The organism is Pseudomonadales bacterium (genome assembly GCA_041395665.1).
Taxonomy (GTDB): Bacteria; Pseudomonadota; Gammaproteobacteria; order Pseudomonadales; family UBA7239; genus UBA7239.
Window position 1 is genome coordinate 339,954 of record JAWLAB010000002.1, and the last position, 18,535, is coordinate 358,488.

An 18,535-nucleotide genomic window follows, 5' to 3' on the forward strand; every position below is an offset into this window, starting at 1 on the left:
TGGTCGCAAATGCAGTGAACAACCACGCGGCACTGCCGCAAAATGAGGTAATAACCATGTCCAGTTTTACTCTGCAAGCTCAAGCAAGAGCCGACAAGGGGAAAGGTGCGAGCCGCCGCCTGCGTCGTCTGAACGATCAAGTTCCAGCCATTCTGTACGGCGACAACAAAGAACCTGCCACACTCAGTGTTCCGCATAAAGATTTGTCGAAATGTTTAGAATCTGAAGCGTTTTACAGCAGCATCATCACGCTCAATGTCGATGGCCAAGCACAAAAAGTGCTGTTGCGTGATTTGCAGCGCCATCCTTCTGCACCACGCATTTTGCACGCAGATTTCCAACGCGTTTCCGCTACCAGCAAAATTTATATCCGCGTTCCTTTCCACTTCATCAATGAAGACAATTGTGCTGGCGTTAAGCAACAAGGCGGTGCGATCAGCCGCAGCATGAATGACTTAGAAATTAGCTGTTTGGTAGCTGATCTGCCTGAGTTCATCGAAATTGATATGGCGAATGTCATGGTTGATCAAATTATTCACATTTCTGATTTGAAACTGCCGAAAGGTGTTGAGTCTGTTGCTTTGTCACACGGTGCAGATCACGATCTGCCTATCGTTGCAGTACACGCAGTAAAAGGCGGCAGCGAAGAGTAATTCGCCTCCGCACAGAAAAGGGCCAGCGCGTTGCTGGCCTTTTTTTTAGCAGGGAAAACTGATGAGTGAAGTCATTCAACTGATTGTTGGCCTCGGCAACCCCGGACGCGAATACGCACATACGCGTCACAATGCGGGCGCAGATTTTGTCAGCTTGCTGGGCGACGAATACCGCGCCAACTGGCAAGAAGAAAAAAAATTTGCCGGCAGCACTGCACAAGTATTGATCGGCAATCACAGCGTGCGTTTATTACTGCCATCCACTTACATGAATCGCAGTGGGCAAGCCGTCGGCGCACTCGCCAACTTTTACAAAATCGCGCCAGAAACTATTTTAGTGGCGCACGATGAGCTTGATATCCTCCCTGGCAGCGCACGCTTAAAAGTTGGCGGAGGTCATGGCGGCCACAACGGCCTGCGCGATATTGTCAGCGCACTCGGCAATCAAAATTCGTTTGCACGATTGCGTATCGGCATCGGCCATCCAGGCAACCCCAAAATAGTGTCCGATTTTGTGTTGAAGCGCGCGCCGGTTGCAGAGTTTGAATTAACCGCCGACGCTATGGTCAACGCATTACGCGTACTGCCCGATGTCGTGAGCGGCAATATGGACAAAGCCATGTTGCAACTACACTCCGATAAAAAATAATTTAGATAGAAAAACTTTTCAGATTTTATTGAGGAAAAAATTATGGGATTTAATTGCGGCATCGTCGGTTTACCCAATGTAGGAAAATCCACGCTATTTAATGCACTGACTAAAGCGGGCATCGAAGCGCAAAACTTTCCGTTCTGCACCATCGAACCCAACACCGGCATCGTGCCCATGCCCGATGCGCGCCTCGATGCACTTGCCGCAATTGTGAACCCTGAGCGTATTCTTCCCACCACCATGGAGTTTGTGGATATCGCTGGTTTAGTGGCAGGCGCATCAAAAGGCGAAGGCCTCGGCAATAAATTTCTCGCCAATATTCGCGAAACCGATGCGATTGCTCATGTCGTGCGCTGTTTTGAAGATGACAATGTGATTCATGTCGCCAACCGCATCAATCCGCTCGACGATATTGAAATCATCAACATGGAATTGGCGCTCGCCGATCTCGACACCGTAGAAAAAACTTTGCTGCGCTGCCAAAAACAAGCCAAAAGCGGCGACAAAGATGCACAACAATTAAAAGCAGTGCTGGACAAAATTCAGCCCGTTTTAGCAGAAGGCAAACGCGCCAGCATCATAAAACTCGATGCCGATGAACTCGCGCTGTTAAAACCGCTGTGTTTGATCACCACCAAACCCACCATGTATATCGCCAATGTTGCGGAAGACGGTTTTGATAACAACCCGCATCTCGATGCAGTGAAACAATTAGCCAGCGAAGAAGGCTCAGTGGTTGTACCCATCTGCAACAAAATTGAAGCGGAAATTGCAGAACTCGACGAAGCAGACAAAGCCGAGTTTTTAGAAACGCTGGGCATGGAAGAGCCAGGACTGAATCGCGTGATTCGCGCTGGCTATCAGTTGTTAAGCCTGCAAACCTACTTCACTGCCGGCGTAAAAGAAGTGCGCGCATGGACAGTAAAAATTGGCAGCACCGCGCCCAAAGCTGCTGCCGTCATTCACACCGACTTTGAAAAAGGTTTTATTCGCGCCGAAGTGATGTCTTACGACGATTTTGTACAACACCAAGGTGAGCAGGGCTGCAAAGACGCGGGCAAGTGGCGTTTAGAAGGCAAAGATTACATCGTGAAAGATGGCGATGTGATGCATTTTCGGTTTAATGTGTAAACCATCAGCAGCACAATTAAAAAAACGCCGGCAGCTCAACACTGTCGGCGTTTTTGTTTTTAACAGTTTTTTAAGCGTTAGCCGTTTCTTTGGGATTAGGACCGTATTGGTTTTCACCTGGGTGTGTGTCTTGGGCAAGAAAGACAATCAAAACAATCCAACCAATCAATGGAATTAAACCAATCAACTGCCACCAACCACTGCGACCAGTGTCGTGCAAGCGCCGCGTAGCAGCAGCGATGCTGGGCAACAACAAGGCCAAAGAAAATACTGCGGCAATAAAATAGGTGCCGAGCACGCCGTCAACAATGGCGCAACCGATATAGAGCACGATGTAAAACAATATGAACATCCAATATTGGGTGCGCGTGTTGCGCCCCTCAAAATTGACATACTGCTGCACAGCGGAAGTGAAATACTCAAATTGTTCCATAACCAACTCCTTTATTTTTTATCAGTCTATTTTGATAGCCATCTGAATCCGTACTGCCTCAATTCGCACAGCAAAGCCATCACACCACAAACACTCGCAGCTGTTCAAGTGACAGACAAGACAGGTAGGATAGCCAAAACGCTATACGCAAGGAGCTGTTATGTCTCATCCCACTTATACCTGCCCCTTCCCTGCCACCGAGCGCTTTGCCACGCACATTGATCGCGAAAAATACGATGCGCTGTATCGGCACTCCATTGCACAGCCCGATGTTTTTTGGGCAGAGCGCGCGCGCGAATTTTTGGATTTTGAGCGGCTGTGGGATCAGGTTTCCGATTGCGACATGAAGCAAGGGCAAGCGCGCTGGTTTGAAGGCGCGCTGCTCAATGTCAGCGTCAATTGCATCGACCGCCACCTCGCCACGCGCGGTGAGCAAACCGCCATCGTGTGGGAGGGCGATACCCCAGACAACACGCGCCACATCACTTACCGCGCATTGCATCGCCATGTCTGCCAGCTCGCCAACGCACTGAAAGAACGCGGCGTACAGCGCGGCGACCGCGTGTGCATTTATCTGCCGATGATCCCTGAAGCGGCTTACGCGATGTTGGCTTGCGCGCGCATCGGCGCGGTGCACTCTGTGGTATTCGGCGGTTTTTCGGCGGAGTCGCTGAAAGATCGCATCCTCGATGCTGACTGCCGTGTGGTGATCACAGCGGATGAAGGCGTGCGCGGCGGCAAAGCCATCCCACTGAAAGCCTGCGTCGATACCGCATTACAACACTGCCCGCTCGTACACACCGTACTGACCGTGCGCCACACTGGTGGTCATATTGCTTGGTACGAGCCGCGCGATGTCTGGTATCACAGCCTCGTCAGCCAGCAGCCCGACGATTGCGAACCGGAATGGATGGGCGCAGAAGACCCGCTGTTCATCCTCTACACCTCCGGCTCCACCGGCAAACCCAAAGGCGTACTGCACACCACCGCTGGTTATTTGTTGATGACGGCGATGACTTTTCGCCATACCTTCGATTACCAAGACGGCGAGATTTTTTGGTGCACCGCCGATGTCGGCTGGGTGACAGGGCATTCCTACACCGTGTACGGCCCACTCGCCAACGGCGCAACTACACTGATGTTTGAAGGCGTACCGACATGGCCCGATGCCTCGCGTTTCTGGCAAGTGTGCGACCAACACCAAGTCAACATTCTCTACACCGCGCCCACGGCTATTCGCGCCTTGATGGCTCAGGGCGATGCATTCGTGACGCGTACTTCACGCAGTAGCTTGCGCCTGCTCGGCACAGTGGGCGAGCCGATCAACCCCGAAGCTTGGGCGTGGTATCACCGCGTGGTGGGCGATGGTCGCTGCCCAGTTGTCGATACATGGTGGCAAACGGAAACGGGCGTGCACATGATTACGCCGCTACCGCACGCCATTGCCGCCAAACCTGGCTCGGCGACGCTGCCTGTGTTCGGCGTGCAGCCGGTGTTACTCGATCAAAACGGGCAAGAAATTCTCGGTGCAGGCGAAGGTATGCTGGCGATGAAAGCCTCGTGGCCTGCACAAATTCGCACGGTGTACGGCAATCACCAACGCTTAATCGACACCTATTTTTCGCAATACCCTGGCTATTACTTCACGGGCGACGGCGCGCGCCGCGATGCCGACGGCTACTACTGGATCACGGGGCGTGTGGACGATGTGCTCAATGTTTCCGGTCATCGTTTAGGCACAGCGGAAATTGAATCCGCACTCGTGTTGCACCCGAAAGTTGCTGAAGCCGCTGTGGTCGGCTATCCGCACGACATCAAAGGCCAAGGCATTTATTGTTTTGTAACTTTGATGCACGGCGAACACGGCGACACCACTTTAGAAAACGAACTCGCGCAATACTGCACCAAAGAAATTGGCGCGATTGCCAAGCCCGACAAAATTCAGTGGGCGCTCGCACTGCCGAAAACGCGCTCAGGAAAAATCATGCGACGTATTTTGCGCAAAATTGCAGAAAACGACATAGAAAACATTGGCGATATTTCTACGCTGGCGGATCCGTCCGTCGTTGAGCATTTGATCAATAACCACAAACACGCAGCGAAATAAAATCATGAGCACTATCGTTTTTTTGATCGGAATTATTATTTTCATCATTGGCGGGCTTGGCTATCTCATCGCCGCTTTCAAAACCAGCATCCTGTGGGGATTGGGCGTGCTGTTCCTGCCTTTTATTTCTTTGTTTTATTTAATCATTCATTGGCAGAGCGCGAAAAAACCTTTTCTCACGCAGGTGTTTGGTCTTGCTTTAATAATTGGCTCTGCGTTATTGCAAGACAATATAGCTTTCCCTATCACCAACAAACTTACTTCTTACACATCCAATTTTTCCAGCACTATACAAAAAACAATAGCACCACCAACCACTAGCAATACAACATCTGTCTATACAACTTCAACACAAACAACACAATCTTCTTTTCGCTGTGACGGCAGACAGTATTGCAGCCAAATGACTTCACGAGCAGAAGCAGAATTTTTTGTAAAAAATTGCCCTAACACAAAGATGGACGGCGATAACGACGGCCATCCTTGTGAAAATGACAGCAGGTTTTAGTTTTACTTCAAACCCGCCGCATCACGCAGGGCTTCGGCTTTGTCGGTGCGCTCCCAAGTAAAGGTTGTGCACGGCTTACCGTTGAACAGAATTTCTTCCGATGGACGACCGAAGTGACCATAAGAAGCGGTAGCACGATAAATCGGATGCAGCAAATCCAACTGGCGCGTTAAGCCGTAAGGGCGCAGATCAAAAAACTCGCGCACTAATTGCACAATTTTTTCATCCGATACTTTGCCGGTACCAAAAGTGTTGATGGAAACCGAAGTCGGCTCTGCCACACCAATCGCGTAAGACACTTGAATTTCACAGCGATCGGCCAAACCCGCTGCGACAATGTTTTTTGCCACATAACGACCGGCATACGCCGCTGAGCGATCCACTTTCGATGGATCTTTGCCAGAGAAAGCACCGCCGCCGTGACGCGCCATACCGCCGTAAGAATCGACAATAATTTTTCTGCCGGTCAAACCACAATCGCCCATCGGACCACCGATTTCAAAACGACCGGTTGGGTTGATGTAGATTTTGGTTTCTTTCGACATCCACTGCGCAGGAATGACATGCTTGATGACCAAATCCATTACGCCATCGTGAATATCTCTATCGCTCACATCCGCTGCGTGTTGTGTTGATAACACAATCGCATCCACCGCCACTGGTTTGCCGTTTTCGTAGCGAAAAGTGACTTGCGATTTCGCATCAGGGCGCAGCCAAGGCAACAAACCGGATTTGCGCGCTTCGGCTTGGCGCTCCACCAAACGGTGCGCGTATTGAATCGGCGCCGGCATCAACACATCGGTTTCGTTCGCCGCGTAACCAAACATCAAACCTTGGTCGCCCGCGCCTTGATCTTCCGGTTTGGCGCGATCCACGCCTTGTGCAATATCTGGTGATTGTTGACCGAGCAAATTCAACACGCCGCAAGTGCTGCCATCGAAATACACATCGGAACTGTTGTAACCGATGTCATTAATTACACCGCGAATAATTTTTTCGTAATCAACAACGGCTGTTGTGGTGATTTCACCGGCAACAATCGCTACGCCGGTTTTTACCAGCGTTTCGCAGGCAACGCGCGCGTACTGATCTTGTTCCAGAATCGCATCAAGAATCGCATCGGATACTTGATCCGCCATTTTGTCTGGATGACCTTCAGACACCGATTCAGAAGTGAAAATAGAATACTCAGACATAATAACTCTCCTGCATGAAACAATTAAAACGAGTGGATGGAAGACGGCAACTTGCGCGCCGCGTGAATTTGAATTTGGAAACCATTGCGTAAAGCCAAATACTGACTGTGCTCGCAAGCAAAACCGGCTTGCGTTAACCAATCGGTTAAATCATTCGGATCAAAACCGAGCCAAATATCGCCGCACGATTCTTTCACCCAAGTTTGTTGATGGTGCGACAGCTCGCAAATCAACAGCACCGCTTGCGGCGGCAATAAATGACTAATTGCCGCGATGACTTCTGCCGGTGATGAAGTGTGGTGCAACACCATATTCAACACCACACAATCTGGCTGAATCGTCGGCGACAACTCTGCAATTTCACAGCACTGCAACGAGACATTGTTTAATTGTTGCTCGCGCACAGTTTCAGCGGCTTGCGCCAACATCGGTTGGTTGTTGTCGATAGCCAACACCGTTGTAAAACGCGCAGCTAATTCACTGAGAAACTGCCCGTTACCGGGGCCAATCTCTATTGCGTGTTGACGCGCAGGCAGCACCAAACGATCCAACAACGCCGCCACCGCCGAACCATACAATTCGTAATCCGCAATTTGTTCTTGCTGCTGACGAAACAGCGCAGCGTTTTCTGCAAAAAATTCTTTTGAACTCGCCGTGCGCTCGCGTTGCACAGCCAGTAAACGCTCGGCGATTTCCGCATCCAACGGCATGCCATCTACGCGTGCGAACAACGCCTGCTGCAACGCGGCATCCGCCACTTCTGCGGCGGTCACACGGCGATAAAAAATGGTATTGCCCTCACGGCGCGTCGCCACCAAACCGGCCTGTGCCAAGATTTTCAGGTGATGGCTCATGCCCGATTGCTTCACCGCCAGCAAGCTGCACAGCTCCAACACAGCGAAGGAATCTTGCTTCAGCAGACGCAACACCATCAGCCGTAGCGGATCCGCTACAGCTTTCAAATAGCTGGCCAAATGCAGGCTATCGCTGCTGGGGTCAGGTGTTGAGGTGGCGTGGGGCAACATGACCGTATCGGCGCATCGCAAACAAAATTTGGGACGGCGATACTAGCAGAGCCTGAAGCTATATCAAAGTTTTTTGATATAGCTTTTTAGCATCCAGAAAGTTAATGCGTAACTGTATCTTCTGGCTTAGGTTGGAAACTCAAGGCATCAAAATTGATCGGCGGCAACAGCAATGGAGCCAATGAGGCGTGTTGCAGCAGGCTATCAATCAATTGGCGCGCGTAGGGAAACAGGATTGTTGGGCACTGCGTGGAGGTAATTTTGCGTAACTGCTCTTCATTCGCGCCGCGAATACCAAAAATACCCGCCTGATGCACTTCCACTAAAAACAGCACCTGCTCACCTTCTTTTGCGGTGATGGTCAATGTCAGCACCACTTCGTAGTGATCTTCCGCCACCGTAGTAACCGACATGGCAATGTCTTGTTCAATCGCAGGTGAAATCTGTTTGTTAAACAGCAACACGCCCTGCGGCGACTCAAAAGAGACATCCTTGATATAGACGCGCTGGATACCGAACTGCAAACCTTCTTCTGACATAACTTTCTCCATCAATACTCTAAGCGTGAGTAACTGCTAACAAACCATCCAACTCACCAGCATCATCCAGTGCGTGTAAGTCATCGCAACCACCAATGTGGCGTTCGCCTATCCAGATTTGCGGCACCGTGTTGCGACCCGCGCGCGCCGCCATTTCAGCACGCACATCGCTGCGACCATCAACGCAAATTTCTTCAAATACCACGCCTTTGCTGGTCAGCAAAGCTTTAGCGCGGCGACAAAAAGGGCAGAAATCTGACGAATAAACAGTGACTTTAGGCACGACATCAGCCTCCTTTCACGACGGGCAGATTGGATGCCGTCCACTCGCTCATACCGCCATTTAAGCGCGACACCTGATAGCCTGCTTGCCGCAGCGTACGCCCCACCGTGGCGCTGTGTTGGCCCATTTTATCGACGAGCACCACAGGGCGCGCCTTATCCAATTCCGCCATGCGCTCTGCCAATTTGGCGTAAGGAATGTTGATGGCATCAACGACATGCCCTTCACGAAACTCTTTCGGCTCACGCAAATCCACCACCACCGCATTGGCGTTGTTCACCTGATGTGTCAGTTGATGTATCGAAACACCCGCGCCAGCACGGCGGTTTTCATTCCACAAATACAAGCCAACCAACGACAACAGCAACGACACCAACATCCACTGCTGACTGATAAAAGTAAGAAATTGAGCCATAAAGAATGTGACTGAGCAGTTTTAGGGAGCGGCAGTATACACGGCTAATTTGGCGCTACGCGCAGGATGAACCTCCACCACGCGACCAAAGTGTTACCATGGTGACACCAATCTTAAGGCGGCAAACAGCTATGCCCATCACATCGCCTACCACATCTCTTAAATTGCCAGAAGAAGTGAAAAAACTCGCCACTACAGCTGCGCAAATGCAAGGCATCACGCCGCACGCTTTTATGGTGGATGCCATTCGCACTGCAGCAACCAACGCCGAAAAACGCGCACAGCTCATTGCTGATGCCACAGCTACTAGAGAAGAAACACTCGCGTCCGGTCAAGGCTATGCTGCTGACGAAGTGCACGCCTATCTGCAAGCGCGTGTACAAGGAAAAACAGCAAGAAAACCGAGAAGCAAAACTTGGCGCGCTTAATTTATTCCCAACAAGCGTTTGCTGATCTGGATCGACTCACGGATTTTCTTTTACAGACAGAACCTACGGCTGTCACTGAAACCATTCACCTGATTACTGAGGCGATACAAATACTCAACAATCATCCACTGATTGGTCGCGCAGTTGAACAAGAATTGAGAGAACTGGTTATTTCTCGCGGGCAATCTGGCTATCTGGCTTTGTACAGCTACGAGCAGAAAGAGGATGTTGTACTGATCCTTGCCATACATCATCAGCGTGAAGCGGGCTACACGCCTGACTAAACTTTCAATAGCTAATTTGGCACCACGCGCAGGATGAAGCCCTTCAAATAGCGCTCACTCGCCTGCTCGTCCAGCCAGTTAGGGAAGCTGGCAGGCTGTTCCAATCGTTGCAACACTTGCAAGCGACAGCCTTTTTGCTGCGCGGCTTGCAGCAAATCTTTTTCGTACTGCGTCCATGAAATTTGTGCGGAGTTGATGGAGGTAATCAACAACCCATTCGGTGCCAGCACATCCAACAACAAACATGCAGCGCAGTTAATCTTTTGCTGTCGAAAATACGCTTTATCGCTGCGCGAAAATGAAGGCGGATCGGCAATCACCATGTCATAGGCTGGCTGTTTTCCCTGTGCAATTTCACGTTTCAAGCGCGGCAACCACTCAAAGACATCGCCGGCAATCCAACGTGCACGTTCATCGCGCAAACCGTTTAGTTCGCCATTTTCTTGTGCCCAACGCGTGGTGGCTTTGGATAAATCCAAGGTTGTGACATGACTCGCACCACCCAAGGCCGCCGCAACAGACAAACTGCCGGTGTAAGCGAATGTATTCAACACGCACAGATTTTTGCTGTTGTGCAACAACCACTGGCGTAGCGGTGCGTGATCTAAAAACAGCCCTGGATGCTTCACGCCTTGCAACTGTACGGAAAATTGCGCTGCGCCTTCATGCACCACAAAACGCTCGGCGGGCGGCGTACCAAACAACACAACAGGATCACCAATCACACCTTTGCGCGGTCGATATTGCAACACCGCTGAAGCGAAATACTTCTGCAAAAAAACGATCAGCGGTTGCTGCAGTTTTTCTGCAAACAGTGATCGACCACCATCGCCCTTTTCTGCATCCCAAAAAGTCAGCCACGCATGACCGCCAAAGCGATCTATCGACAACTGTTGCAGCAGGGTGCGAAATTTCGTCTCGCCACACACTACTTCGCCCGCGCCGTGAAAAACGCGCAGCGCGTTGCTCTTTTGCAAAGCGAGTATGGATTCTCGCCGCGCAAAAGCCGGTGCGAGATTATTTTCTAACAACGCATCCAACACCCTGCAATCAGCCTTGCGGCGGCGCGGTGTTGGCAAAGTGTGCGTATTGATTCATATCAATGAGCAACTTTTGCAGCGACGCAAGCCCATCTATCGACAAACGCTTTCTGAACAGCGCCCAATCAAGGAAGCAGGCGATACGCAACTCCGCTTCACTAAACGGTGCTGCGCTAGAAAATGTCAATTTATTTAACTCTGCCAAACCCGTTTGTAAACGCGCTTGCTGGCGCGCCATGTAAACACTGCTCGTTGGCGTCACGCCGTCTTTTTCCAAATAAAACAGATTGATAGCCGCATCTAGCAAAGTATTGGCTGTACAAAAATCATTAAACGCCGCCAGCGTGTTTTTATCATCGTTAAAAAATGTTTTACCACTTTTTTCACGGATATATTTCAAAATTGCGCTGGAATCACTCAAATGTTTTTCTTGCCCGTTTTCCGTGTATTTCAAAAACGGCACTTTTTGCGTGGGTGACAGCGTGGCGCTGGCGGCTGCATCCGTTTCGACAAACACACAGGGCATGCCACTTTCCAATAAAGCAATGCGGATGTGGCGCACATAAGGTGAGGTAAAACTTCCGTAAAGTTTCATACTATTTCTCCTCAACACTCAACCCGCACAAATAAATTCAACATAGTTGCCATCGGGATCTTGCAACTGACAGCAGCGCAGCGCCAGGGCGCAGATTCGCGAATATCCACCGCAATTGAACGCAGGTTTTGCAATCGGCGACGACTTCATCGAGATTGCTGATGTTGATGGTCAAATAGCGAATACCATTGCGACGTGCAACGCGCCTGTCTTACTCAATCGCGTTATCCGCCGCGATGATGCGCAAAATGCTGTTGCCGCAAACGAGGCGGTGAATCGTGCCTAAGCCCGGAATGGAATCGACGGCTCTTGCGCCAAGCCCAACGCATCGCGATAAAACGCCAGCATTTTTCGCGTTGTTGGTGATGATGCCGACATCGAGCGCTTCTTTTGCGAGGTAACAGCCATAACAATTCTCCTGTGTGAAATACGGCGGTGTTGCGGAAACGTGCAGTGTAACGGCGGCAGCAGCTCAGGATAAACTGAGCGCCCCTTTTTGGACGCAACCACTATGTCTGTTGCCGGCTTTCATCCGGGGCCTCTGGCCTACTTTGAGGACATGACGCCCGATTTCGTCGCCCGCGCGGGCGGCTATCTCGTCACCGAGGCGAAATCTCCCGAATTCGGGCGCCGTTTCGATCAGACCTTTCCACACCGACCCCATCGCCGCCAAAGATTCCGTGTTCAGGCAGTTGGTCCGCCCCGGCTTTGCTCATCATCTGCGCGCTCGTGGCTGGTGAACAACCTCGACCGCTGCCCCGCCTACTCCGCCGGTTTGGGTGTGGAGCACATGAACTTGCTGCTACCCGTTTGCGCGGGCGATGTGCTGCGTTTGGAAGTTCGCGTACTGGAAGCGCGGCTGTCGAAATCTCACGCCCCGACCACGGCATCGTCACCTGCAAAAATCTGCTGTTCAACCAGCGCGATGAACTGGTGATGGAACTCACGCCCAAGATGTTGGTGCGTTGCAGAAATCTTCCATAAGCTGTTGCGTTAGCATAAAAATAATTCCGCCCCCGCTAAAAATACAACAAGGATTTTCAGGCATAATTCGGCTTCTTTTTTGCCAACTTTTTTCAACAGTGCTGTGATGCAGGCTCGTATTTAAGAAAATAGGTGCGAAATGCGCACTACATCAACTGCGCTATGACGAAACACGCCCGGGCGTTGGGCTACTGGTTTAGTTTACCAACGCTGGGGCTACCTGATAGGCGTTGGTTTACCAACCTCACGTATTGCTAGTTTCCTCTGCTATCCGTCTGCCCTACTCTCTTTAAACGCAAACACGCAATCACGCAAACACGCAAACACGTCAATTGTCCAACCATATTTCTTGTTATTGCTAACTATTTGATACACACCATTTTTTTATGGCCAACACTTTTTACTTCGCTGTCTGACCCGCCATCTACATTGCTAATGCTAAACGGCATCTGGCTACTGCCACTTTCGCACAATACCAACACATTCCCTAACCTAATATGCATCACTGCTGGCAGTTCTATGATTGGGCTTGCCGCATGGATACGATCTTTCCTACTTTTTTACCCATTGCTCGCCAGCGTAGCAATTTGCTTTATCGGCTTTTCTTTGCTTGCGTCGGGAATACAAAAAAATAGCTCATATTTTTATTTTGAGCGCATTATTTTTTCCTGCTGTTCAAGTCATGCACACCCACAAAGTCAGCGGGAAGATTGCCTACATTACCACTGCATCGAATGCATGGACAGACACACCTCAACTCAAAAAACTGGGCTACGACACTGTTTTGCCATTATTTCCAATGTATTCACAGCCTCAACACTGCGGAATAACATGGCCTGCTGCCCAGCCTAAAAGAAGAGATTTCCATCGCTTTTTTGGCTGCTTTTACAATCGAACCGCTTTCTATTTGGTAGCTATAAAAATGTGACTTTTATTGATAGCTACCACCAACAATAAACTCCTCAGTGAAGATAACGAAAACATGCCGACTTATGGTTAACGCATAAGTAAATATCCAATGATTTCCTCAGAGACTATGCTACAAAATTCCGCACGATACAAAAAACTATCCCAGCTTCCACCGATGCATACATAGCCACATGGATTTCTCTGCAAGCCCACACAAAATACACCTTTAGTATCTGGATGTGGTCTGAAAATCCAAGCAACATAACGATTGCTTTTTTTCATTATGACAGAGCATCTGTTATTGCAAAAAAAGTTGTCAGACTAACCTCACAGCCTCAGCGTTTTTTTATCAGCAGCGAAACATCCAATGCTGGCAATTACGGTCTAAGTATTGGCAATATGCCTTTTACCAATGACAATTCCGTGCCATCGCCCATGCCACTGTCGCTCTATGCTTGGGGGCCTCAGCTAGAAGCAGGCTCAGCAATGACGGCATATACCGACACTGATATTAAAGACATTCACCCAGATGTTTTGCGCCCAAAACGTCCATTATTGCTAGTCGCCAACATCCTTGCCATTTTTGCCGCGCTACTGTTTCTGGTGCAAAATCACAAAACACTGTTCGCTAATCCAGCGCGCCTTATGGCTGTTTCCATTGTTATTTTTTCATTCGCTCAAGCTTTAATCATCATCCCCGAACAATGCTTCATCATCGCGCCAATGATTTTTATTTGGCTACTGGCATGCACTCAACTCTTCTCCTGCGTTAGCGCAAAACTACGCCAGTTCCCAGTGCTCAGTTAGCTCTACAGACTGCCGCTGCTCGCCTGCGCTGGACTTAGGGAACACCCCCGCCCGCGTGGTATCATCGCCGCCCGTTTTTCAGCCCTGCTTGGCTGATATCCGCTCCCTATTTTGCGAGACTGCCCATGGATCTAGCCTATACCGATCAGCAAAAGGCCTTTCGCGCTGAAGTTCGCGCGTGGCTTGAAGCCAATGTCCCCAAAACGCCGCTGCAATCTTTCGATACCGAGGAAGGATTTAAGCAGCACCGCGAGTGGGAAGCCAAACTCAACAGCGGTCGCTGGGGCATGGTGACTTGGCCGGAAGCGCTCGGTGGTCGCGCGTGCGATTTGATCCAATGGCTGATTTTTGAAGAGGAATACTGGCGCGCTGGCGCACCGCTGCGCGTCAATCAAAACGGCATTTTCTTGCTCGGCCCTACCTTGATGGAGTACGGCACGCCGGAGCAGAAAGCGGACATTCTGCCGAAAATGGCGAACGGCACCGAAGTGTGGGCGCAGGGTTGGTCTGAACCGGGCGCGGGTTCAGACATGGCGGCCATTCGCTCCAAAGCCGAGCTGACTGAAGACGGCACGCACTACATCATCAACGGGCAAAAAACTTGGTCTACCCGCGCGGTATGGGCTGATCAGTGCTTCGGCATGTTCCGCACGGACCCGAACTCTAGCCGCCACCACGGCCTGACTTTTATCCTCGTGCCGCTGAACCTACCGGGCATCACTGTGCGCCCGATTCCGCAGTTGGACGGCCTGCCCGGTTTTGCCGAAATCTTCTTCGACAATGTGAAAGTGCCGGTGGAACGCCGCCTCGGCAACGAAGGCGAAGGCTGGCAAGTGGCGATGGCGACTGCCGGTTTTGAACGCGGTTTGATGCTGCGTTCGCCTGCGCGCTTCCAAAACACAGCACGCCGCTTGGTGGAGTTGTACAAAGCCAATCGCGCCGACGCCGACCGCGACCCCACGGTGCGCGATGCCGTAACCCGCGCCTACTTGGATGCCGAAGCCTACACGCTGACCACTTACCAAACCGCTTGCCGTTTGAACAAAGGCGGCAAGATCGGTCCGGAATCTTCCACCAACAAAATCTTCTGGTCGGAGTTGGATCAACGCATGCACGAAACCGCGATGAGCATTTTGTCGGCGCGCGCGGAGTTGCTGCCGCACGCACCGGCGGCGGCTGGCGTGGGCACTTGGTTGGACGGCTTCTTGTTTGCGCAGTCTGGCCCGATTTACGCCGGCACCAACGAAATTCAACGCAACATCATCGCTGAGCGCATGCTCGGCATGCCGCGCTAAGAGGAGCATCGCGATGGACTTTACCTTCACCGAAGACCAGTTGCTGTTCCAAGACGAAGTGAAAAAATTTCTCGTCAACGAAGTCACTCCGGAACACATTCGCGCGCGCTGGGAAACAGAAAGCGGCCGCAACGAAGAGGTGTGGCAAGCGATGGCGGGCATGGGCTTAACCGGCCTCACCGTGCCGGAAGAATTTGGTGGCATGGGCATGAACGCGGTCGATTTTGTGTTGCTCGCGGAAGCTTGCGGTTTTGTTGCGCTGCCTGAATCTTTAGTCGACACCGTGTTGGTTGCTGTGCCGATGATCAACGCCCTGCCCGATGACGCAGTGAAGTTTGCGTGGCTGCCGCGCATAGCTTCCGGCGAAGCGAAAGTGGCTGTCGGTTTAGCGCAAAACTTGTTGGTCACAGATGCGCATGTGGCGGATTTATTGCTGCTGCAAAACGGCGATGAAATTCACGCTGTCACCAAAAGCATGGTGCAATTGACGCACAACGAAAGCATCGATCCTTCGCGCAAATTGTTCAGCGTTGCTTGGACGCCATCCGCCGCCACTTGTGTTGCGCGCGGCGAAGAAGCGAAAAAAATTATTGCGGATGCGTTTAACGCGGGGGTGTTGGGCGCAGCTGCACAAGCACTCGGTCTCACACAGCGCATGATCGAAATTTCCGTGAAATATACCAGCGAGCGTACGCAGTTCGGCAAAGCGATTGGTTCATTCCAAGCGGTGAAACATCGCCTTGCAAATGTTGCTGTACCGTTGGAATACGCGAAAGCCGTTGTACATCGCGCAGCGTATTCCTTGGCAAATAATCATGCAGACACTGCCGTGCATGTATCGCACGCCAAAATTGCTGCGAGCGAGGCTTCGCTGCTCGGCGCAAAAAACGGCATACAAGTGCACGGCGCGATGGGTTACACCTGGGAAGTGGATATGCACATCTTTATGAAAAAAGCGTGGGCGTTGAACAACACTTGGGGCGATGTCGCGTTTCATAAAAATCGCGTGGCAGATTTTGTGTTGCGTGATGACGCGAAAATCGGTGCGGGCAATACTTTTTAAAACACTACCCCTCCGCTGCTGCGCAGCACCTCCCCTATTGCATAGGGGAGGATAAAATCTCCCCCTGCGAAGTAGGGGGAGTGCCCGCAAGGGCGAGGGGGTCACCATTGGAGACTAGCAATGCCAGAAGCCTATATTGTTGATGCAGTTCGTTCACCTACTGGTCGCCGCAAAGGCGGTCTTGCACAAGTACACGGCGCAGATCTCGGCGCGCATGTGCTGAAAGCGATTGTTGAGCGCAACGGTATTCCCGACAACGAATACGACGATGTGATTTTTGGTTGCGTCGATACCATCGGCCCTTTGGCAGGCGATATCGCGCGCACCGCGTGGCTCGCTGCCGGTTTATCGCAAGAAGTGCCAGGCACGACGATTGATCGCCAATGCGGTTCTTCGCAGCAAGCCGTGCATTTTGCGGCGCAAGCGGTGATGAGCGGCACGATGGATGTCATCGTCGCGGGCGGCGTGCAAACCATGACGCAAATACCGATTTCTTCTGCCATGACCGCGGCCGAACCGATGGGTTTCAAAGATCCGTTCAGTGGCTCAACGGGTTGGGTTACGCGCTACGGTGCAGAGCCGCCAACACAATTCAAATCGGCACAGATGATTGCCGATAAATGGAATCTGTCGCGCAAAGATTTGGAAATTTTTTCACTGGAATCGCACACGCGCGCATTGCAAGCGATTGCCGAAGGTCGCTTCAAGCGCGAAATCATTCCGATGGCTGGCGTAGAACACGATGAAACGCCACGCCAGTCTTCTTTAGAAAAAATGGCGGAGCTGGATTTTCTGTTCGGTTGTGACAAAGTCACTGCGGCTGTATCGTCACAAACATGTGATGCTTCATCGGCGATGTTGATTGTTTCTGAAAATGCCTTGAAGCGTTACAACTTGAAACCGCGGGCGCGCATACACCACATGAGCGTGCGTGCAGAAGATCCGATTTGGATGCTCACCGCACCGATTTCTGCCACGCAGTACGCACTGAAAAAAGCGGGCATGAAAATGTCGGATATCGATTTAGTCGAAATCAACGAAGCGTTTGCTTCGGTGGTGATGGCTTGGTTGAAAGAAACGGGTTACGACCACGCGAAAACCAATGTCAATGGCGGCGCGATTGCTCTCGGTCATCCGCTGGGTGCAACCGGTGCGCGCTTGATGACTACGCTGTTGCACGAATTGGAGCGCACGGGCGGTCGTTACGGTTTACAAACCATGTGTGAAGGCGGCGGTCAGGCCAATGTCACCATCATCGAAAGACTGTAAGTATTTTTATAATTTTTTTGTGAGGATTTGATCATGGGTATTTTGGATAATCGCGTTGCCATCATCACCGGCGCAGGCGGCGGTTTGGGCGCAGCGCATGCCAAAGTGTTTGCTGCGGAAGGTTGTGCAGTTGTCGTCAACGATATCAATCGCGATGCCGCACAAAAAGTAGTCGATGAAATTACAGCGGCGGGCGGCAAAGCCATCGTCAACACTTCAGACATCACCAACTACGCCGACAGCGAAAACGCGGTGAAAGAAGCGATTGCTGCTTACGGTGATTTGCACATCGTGTTGAACAACGCCGGCATCAACCGCGACCGTATGTTTGCTTCCATGAGCGAAGCAGAATGGGATGCGATCATGGCTGTGCATTTGAAAGGCCATTTCTGTATTTCTTCGCACGCGGTGCACTACTGGCGCGATCAATCCAAAGCGGGTAAAACGGTGGATGCGCGCATCATCAACACCACTTCTGGCGCAGGCTTGCAGGGCTCGGTTGGTCAATCCAATTACGCGGCTGCTAAAGCCGGTATCGCGGCGCTGACGCTGAACCAAGCCGCTGAACTCGGCCGTTACGGCATCACCGCCAACGCGATTGCACCGGCTGCACGCACAGGCATGACCACCGCCGTGGAATCCATGGCAACACGCATGGCGGCACCAACGGATGGCAGCTTCGATTACTGGGCACCGGAAAATGTTTCTTCACTGCTCGCGTGGTTGGGCTCGGCGGAAGCTGCGCATGTCACCGGCCGCGTGTTTGAATCAGAAGGCGGAAAAATTTCTATCGCTGATGGCTGGCGCACTACCGCCGGTGTCGATAAAGGCGCGCGTTGGATGCCTGCAGAAGTGGGCACCGCGATGAAAGAATTATTGGCGAAAGAAGTGCCTGCGCAAAAAGTTTACGGTACTTGAT

General features: G+C 51.4%; 22 protein-coding genes. 13 read left to right on the plus strand and 9 right to left on the minus strand.

Annotated features, from left to right (window positions below; all coding sequences use genetic code 11):
* Positions 1 to 56 precede the first annotated feature (56 nt).
* From R3E63_04160 to ychF, 3 genes are all read left to right on the plus strand, one after another.
* Positions 57 to 653 carry a 50S ribosomal protein L25/general stress protein Ctc gene (locus R3E63_04160; GenBank protein MEZ5539147.1) on the plus strand — a complete coding sequence of 199 codons (597 nt, stop codon included), beginning with the start codon at positions 57 to 59 and terminating at the stop codon, positions 651 to 653.
* A gap of 61 nt (positions 654 to 714) precedes the next feature.
* Positions 715 to 1,302: an aminoacyl-tRNA hydrolase gene (gene pth, locus R3E63_04165; protein MEZ5539148.1), complete on the plus strand. Its 588-nt coding sequence runs from the start codon at positions 715 to 717 to the stop codon at positions 1,300 to 1,302.
* A gap of 42 nt (positions 1,303 to 1,344) precedes the next feature.
* Entirely contained in the window at positions 1,345 to 2,436 is a 1,092-nt protein-coding gene (gene ychF / locus R3E63_04170) for a redox-regulated ATPase YchF (GenBank protein MEZ5539149.1), read from the plus strand.
* Between the two features lie 70 nt (positions 2,437 to 2,506).
* Here the strand turns inward: ychF and R3E63_04175 are convergent, their stop codons facing one another.
* A complete protein-coding gene (locus R3E63_04175; protein MEZ5539150.1) occupies positions 2,507 to 2,869 on the minus strand; it encodes a DUF805 domain-containing protein in 363 nt (120 codons plus the stop codon).
* A gap of 160 nt (positions 2,870 to 3,029) precedes the next feature.
* Between R3E63_04175 and acs the strand changes: the two genes are divergently transcribed.
* Positions 3,030 to 4,976: an acetate--CoA ligase gene (gene acs, locus R3E63_04180; protein MEZ5539151.1), complete on the plus strand. Its 1,947-nt coding sequence runs from the start codon at positions 3,030 to 3,032 to the stop codon at positions 4,974 to 4,976.
* Between the two features lie 4 nt (positions 4,977 to 4,980).
* On the plus strand, positions 4,981 to 5,484 hold the full coding sequence (locus tag R3E63_04185) for an excalibur calcium-binding domain-containing protein (GenBank protein ID MEZ5539152.1): 504 nt from the start codon (positions 4,981 to 4,983) through the stop codon (positions 5,482 to 5,484).
* Between the two features lie 2 nt (positions 5,485 to 5,486).
* Here the strand turns inward: R3E63_04185 and metK are convergent, their stop codons facing one another.
* From metK to R3E63_04210, 5 genes are all read right to left on the minus strand, one after another.
* Entirely contained in the window at positions 5,487 to 6,680 is a 1,194-nt protein-coding gene (gene metK, locus R3E63_04190) for a methionine adenosyltransferase (GenBank protein ID MEZ5539153.1), read from the minus strand.
* A gap of 23 nt (positions 6,681 to 6,703) precedes the next feature.
* Positions 6,704 to 7,705, minus strand: a complete 1,002-nt coding sequence (locus R3E63_04195) for a metalloregulator ArsR/SmtB family transcription factor (protein MEZ5539154.1) — start codon at positions 7,703 to 7,705, stop codon at positions 6,704 to 6,706.
* 101 nt (positions 7,706 to 7,806) lie between these two features.
* Positions 7,807 to 8,244, minus strand: coding sequence for a protein-export chaperone SecB (gene secB, locus R3E63_04200; GenBank protein ID MEZ5539155.1), 438 nt, complete (start codon positions 8,242 to 8,244; stop codon positions 7,807 to 7,809).
* Between the two features lie 19 nt (positions 8,245 to 8,263).
* Complete coding sequence (gene grxC / locus R3E63_04205; protein MEZ5539156.1) at positions 8,264 to 8,527, minus strand: glutaredoxin 3; 264 nt, start codon at positions 8,525 to 8,527, stop codon at positions 8,264 to 8,266.
* Between the two features lie 4 nt (positions 8,528 to 8,531).
* The gene (locus R3E63_04210; GenBank protein ID MEZ5539157.1) at positions 8,532 to 8,942 is read right to left on the minus strand and encodes a rhodanese-like domain-containing protein; all 411 of its coding nucleotides are present in this window, start codon (positions 8,940 to 8,942) and stop codon (positions 8,532 to 8,534) included.
* A 131-nt stretch (positions 8,943 to 9,073) separates the two neighbouring features.
* Here R3E63_04210 and R3E63_04215 point away from each other — a divergent pair, with 131 nt between their 5' ends.
* Complete coding sequence (locus tag R3E63_04215) at positions 9,074 to 9,370, plus strand: hypothetical protein (protein ID MEZ5539158.1); 297 nt, start codon at positions 9,074 to 9,076, stop codon at positions 9,368 to 9,370.
* Positions 9,358 to 9,654 (plus strand): type II toxin-antitoxin system RelE/ParE family toxin, encoded by a 297-nt coding sequence (locus tag R3E63_04220; protein ID MEZ5539159.1) that lies wholly within the window; start codon positions 9,358 to 9,360, stop codon positions 9,652 to 9,654. Before R3E63_04215 ends, R3E63_04220 begins: the two co-directional genes overlap by 13 nt.
* 11 nt (positions 9,655 to 9,665) lie before the next feature.
* Here R3E63_04220 and R3E63_04225 read toward each other — a convergent pair whose 3' ends face one another.
* The 3 genes from R3E63_04225 to R3E63_04235 all read right to left on the minus strand — a co-directional run bounded on the left by R3E63_04225 (position 9,666) and on the right by R3E63_04235 (position 11,697).
* Entirely contained in the window at positions 9,666 to 10,697 is a 1,032-nt protein-coding gene (locus R3E63_04225) for a class I SAM-dependent methyltransferase (GenBank protein MEZ5539160.1), read from the minus strand.
* Positions 10,698 to 10,704: 7 nt separating this feature from the next.
* Complete coding sequence (locus R3E63_04230) at positions 10,705 to 11,289, minus strand: glutathione S-transferase N-terminal domain-containing protein (protein ID MEZ5539161.1); 585 nt, start codon at positions 11,287 to 11,289, stop codon at positions 10,705 to 10,707.
* A gap of 282 nt (positions 11,290 to 11,571) precedes the next feature.
* On the minus strand, positions 11,572 to 11,697 hold the full coding sequence (locus tag R3E63_04235; protein MEZ5539162.1) for a hypothetical protein: 126 nt from the start codon (positions 11,695 to 11,697) through the stop codon (positions 11,572 to 11,574).
* A gap of 103 nt (positions 11,698 to 11,800) precedes the next feature.
* On the opposite strand from R3E63_04235, the gene R3E63_04240 reads away from it, so the two are divergent.
* From R3E63_04240 to R3E63_04265, 6 genes are all read left to right on the plus strand, one after another.
* Complete coding sequence (locus tag R3E63_04240; protein ID MEZ5539163.1) at positions 11,801 to 12,226, plus strand: hypothetical protein; 426 nt, start codon at positions 11,801 to 11,803, stop codon at positions 12,224 to 12,226.
* Between the two features lie 1,193 nt (positions 12,227 to 13,419).
* Positions 13,420 to 13,989 (plus strand): hypothetical protein, encoded by a 570-nt coding sequence (locus R3E63_04245; GenBank protein MEZ5539164.1) that lies wholly within the window; start codon positions 13,420 to 13,422, stop codon positions 13,987 to 13,989.
* A gap of 125 nt (positions 13,990 to 14,114) precedes the next feature.
* Positions 14,115 to 15,284 (plus strand): acyl-CoA dehydrogenase family protein, encoded by a 1,170-nt coding sequence (locus tag R3E63_04250; protein MEZ5539165.1) that lies wholly within the window; start codon positions 14,115 to 14,117, stop codon positions 15,282 to 15,284.
* A 13-nt stretch (positions 15,285 to 15,297) separates the two neighbouring features.
* Complete coding sequence (locus R3E63_04255; GenBank protein MEZ5539166.1) at positions 15,298 to 16,347, plus strand: acyl-CoA dehydrogenase family protein; 1,050 nt, start codon at positions 15,298 to 15,300, stop codon at positions 16,345 to 16,347.
* Between the two features lie 120 nt (positions 16,348 to 16,467).
* Positions 16,468 to 17,616 carry an acetyl-CoA C-acetyltransferase gene (locus tag R3E63_04260; protein ID MEZ5539167.1) on the plus strand — a complete coding sequence of 383 codons (1,149 nt, stop codon included), beginning with the start codon at positions 16,468 to 16,470 and terminating at the stop codon, positions 17,614 to 17,616.
* Between the two features lie 33 nt (positions 17,617 to 17,649).
* The gene (locus tag R3E63_04265; GenBank protein MEZ5539168.1) at positions 17,650 to 18,534 is read left to right on the plus strand and encodes an SDR family oxidoreductase; all 885 of its coding nucleotides are present in this window, start codon (positions 17,650 to 17,652) and stop codon (positions 18,532 to 18,534) included.
* Position 18,535 lies beyond the last annotated feature (1 nt).

Coding starts and splice junctions, on each gene's coding strand:
- R3E63_04265 (MEZ5539168.1), top strand. CDS start 17,650: ATGGGTATTTTGGATAATCGCGTTGCCATCATCACCGGCGCAGGCGGC.
- R3E63_04175 (MEZ5539150.1), bottom strand. CDS start 2,869: ATGGAACAATTTGAGTATTTCACTTCCGCTGTGCAGCAGTATGTCAAT.
- R3E63_04240 (MEZ5539163.1), top strand. CDS start 11,801: ATGTCTGTTGCCGGCTTTCATCCGGGGCCTCTGGCCTACTTTGAGGAC.
- pth (MEZ5539148.1), top strand. CDS start 715: ATGAGTGAAGTCATTCAACTGATTGTTGGCCTCGGCAACCCCGGACGC.
- R3E63_04185 (MEZ5539152.1), top strand. CDS start 4,981: ATGAGCACTATCGTTTTTTTGATCGGAATTATTATTTTCATCATTGGC.
- R3E63_04215 (MEZ5539158.1), top strand. CDS start 9,074: ATGCCCATCACATCGCCTACCACATCTCTTAAATTGCCAGAAGAAGTG.
- ychF (MEZ5539149.1), top strand. CDS start 1,345: ATGGGATTTAATTGCGGCATCGTCGGTTTACCCAATGTAGGAAAATCC.
- R3E63_04230 (MEZ5539161.1), bottom strand. CDS start 11,289: ATGAAACTTTACGGAAGTTTTACCTCACCTTATGTGCGCCACATCCGC.
- metK (MEZ5539153.1), bottom strand. CDS start 6,680: ATGTCTGAGTATTCTATTTTCACTTCTGAATCGGTGTCTGAAGGTCAT.
- R3E63_04250 (MEZ5539165.1), top strand. CDS start 14,115: ATGGATCTAGCCTATACCGATCAGCAAAAGGCCTTTCGCGCTGAAGTT.
- R3E63_04160 (MEZ5539147.1), top strand. CDS start 57: ATGTCCAGTTTTACTCTGCAAGCTCAAGCAAGAGCCGACAAGGGGAAA.
- R3E63_04235 (MEZ5539162.1), bottom strand. CDS start 11,697: ATGGCTGTTACCTCGCAAAAGAAGCGCTCGATGTCGGCATCATCACCA.
- R3E63_04260 (MEZ5539167.1), top strand. CDS start 16,468: ATGCCAGAAGCCTATATTGTTGATGCAGTTCGTTCACCTACTGGTCGC.
- R3E63_04195 (MEZ5539154.1), bottom strand. CDS start 7,705: ATGTTGCCCCACGCCACCTCAACACCTGACCCCAGCAGCGATAGCCTG.
- R3E63_04210 (MEZ5539157.1), bottom strand. CDS start 8,942: ATGGCTCAATTTCTTACTTTTATCAGTCAGCAGTGGATGTTGGTGTCG.
- R3E63_04255 (MEZ5539166.1), top strand. CDS start 15,298: ATGGACTTTACCTTCACCGAAGACCAGTTGCTGTTCCAAGACGAAGTG.
- R3E63_04245 (MEZ5539164.1), top strand. CDS start 13,420: ATGTGGTCTGAAAATCCAAGCAACATAACGATTGCTTTTTTTCATTAT.
- acs (MEZ5539151.1), top strand. CDS start 3,030: ATGTCTCATCCCACTTATACCTGCCCCTTCCCTGCCACCGAGCGCTTT.
- secB (MEZ5539155.1), bottom strand. CDS start 8,244: ATGTCAGAAGAAGGTTTGCAGTTCGGTATCCAGCGCGTCTATATCAAG.